This is a genomic window from Nocardioides sp. CPCC 206348, from assembly GCF_048654705.1.
In the GTDB taxonomy this organism is placed as follows: domain Bacteria; phylum Actinomycetota; class Actinomycetes; order Propionibacteriales; family Nocardioidaceae; genus Nocardioides.
The window spans coordinates 11,310-11,639 of the sequence record NZ_JBMCZA010000213.1 but is presented as its reverse complement, the minus strand read 5'-3'; the positions used below and the strand labels follow the sequence as shown (position 1 = coordinate 11,639).

The 330-nt window shown below is 72.7% G+C and carries 1 protein-coding gene; it reads left to right on the top strand.

Annotated elements, in window-relative coordinates; genetic code table 11:
* The coding region (locus tag ACOADB_RS22630) for a flagellin hook IN motif-containing protein (RefSeq protein ID WP_378603956.1) at positions 1–330 on the top strand (330 nt) is incomplete at both ends.

The window sequence follows — 330 nt, the reverse complement described above, 5'->3', positions numbered from 1 at the left end:
GAGCCCGACCTCCAGATCGACACGGCCGGCGGAACGCTCGAGCAGCTCGCCGCCGCGATCAACGGTGCCGACGCGGGCGTCCGCGCGACGCTCGTGCGCACCGGCACCGCGGGTGGTGTCGACCAGTACCGGCTGCTCGTCGAGTCCTCGACCACCGGCGCCGACCAGGCCTTCGACCTGACCGATTCGACGGGCGCCGCCCTGCTGGGTGGCGCGACCGTCCGCGGAGGTCGCGACGCCAGCATCGACATCGGCGGCATCACGGCGACCTCGAGCACCAACACCTTCACCGACGTCGTACCCGGCGTCACCGTCACGCTCGCCCCGAAC